This is a genomic window from Porphyromonas sp. HMSC065F10, assembly GCF_001808555.1.
Classification (GTDB): Bacteria; Bacteroidota; Bacteroidia; order Bacteroidales; family Porphyromonadaceae; genus Porphyromonas_A.
This window is the reverse complement of the sequence record NZ_KV793797.1, coordinates 28,094-29,515: the sequence shown is the minus strand read 5'-3', so window position 1 is coordinate 29,515 and position 1,422 is coordinate 28,094. Positions and strand designations below refer to the sequence as shown.

The 1,422-nt window shown below is 59.4% G+C and carries 1 protein-coding gene; it reads left to right on the top strand.

From position 1 onward, the window contains the following. Positions 1-62 precede the first annotated feature (62 nt). Positions 63-1,283 carry an MFS transporter gene (locus HMPREF2890_RS05855; RefSeq protein ID WP_070466514.1) on the top strand — a complete coding sequence of 407 codons (1,221 nt, stop codon included), beginning with the start codon at positions 63-65 and terminating at the stop codon, positions 1,281-1,283. Positions 1,284-1,422 lie beyond the last annotated feature (139 nt).

Below are 1,422 nucleotides of genomic sequence, written 5' to 3'. Positions count from 1 at the left end.
CGGACCTCGACCCCTTGCGGGTCGCACTGACAATTTCGTATCCATAATACAATAACGACTATATGCAATCTACCACTTCGCTTAAGGGCAAACTGATCGTGATGAACTTCCTGGAGTACGCCGTCTGGGGGGCTTGGCTGATCTCCCTCGGCGTCTACCTCGGCACGCTCGACTTCACCGGCGGGCAGATCGGCGCTTTCTTTGCCACCATGGGCATCGCCTCGATCTTTATGCCGACACTGATGGGCATCGTCGCCGACAAGTGGATCCCCGACGAGCGGCTCACCTCGATCTGTCACCTCATCGCCGGAGGGCTGATGATCGCCGCCGCACAGGTGACCGACTTCACCTCCCTCTACACGCTGATCCTGCTGAGCGTCTGCTTCTACATGCCGACCCTGGGGCTCACCAATGCCACCGCCTACTCGGCACTCAACCGTGCGGGGCTCGACACCGTGAAGCACTTCCCACCGATCCGCGTCTTCGGCACCGTGGGCTTCATCTGCGCGATGCTGGTGGTGGACAACCTCGGCTTCAAGACCTCTGCGACACAGCTCTACATCTCCGCCGGGCTCTCCTTTGCCCTCGCAGCGTGGATGTTTGTCTTCCCCTCGAGCCGGATCATCCGTAAGCCGCGGACCGGGGACGAGGGGCTGCTGGAGAAGCTCGGGCTGGAGGCCTTCCGCCTCTTCAAGCGGCACGACATGGCGATCTTCTTCCTCTTCTCCGTGCTCCTCGGCATCTGCCTCCAGATCACCAACGCCTTTGCCAACGTCTACATCACCGGCTTCGGTGAGGACCCCGCCTACGCCGGCACCTTCGGTGTGGAGCACTCCGGCACGCTGATCTCCCTCTCGCAGATCTCCGAGGCGCTCTGCATCCTGATGATCCCCTTCTTCCTCAAGCGCTTTGGCATCAAGGCGGTGATGATGATCAGCTTCATGGCGTGGGTGCTGCGCTTCGCCTTCCTCGGCTGGGGCAATCCCGGCGATGGCGTGGCTCTCCTGATCTTCTCAATGATCATCTACGGGGTCGCCTTTGACTTCTTCAATATCAGCGGCTCTCTCTATGTGGACAAGCAGACCTCGCCTGCGCTGCGCTCATCGGCTCAGGGCGTCTTCCTGATGATGACGAATGGGCTCGGCTCCACGATCGGTGCCTATGCGGCGGGCTTTGTGGTCGACCGGGTCGGCTTCCCGGAGAGCTGGTTTATCTTCGCCGGCTATGCGCTCGTCGCCGGGATCCTCTTCTGGCTCCTTTTCCACGACCGCTCGGCCGAGTGACGACACCCGGTCGAGTTCACCCTCCCACTCTGTGATCTCTATCCTCTTGATAAAGAGGGAGATCACAGGGAAAGTGGGAAAATTGTAAGGTAGAGATAGCACGTTACACAATCAATTCAAAAAACCTTTGTATATTTGC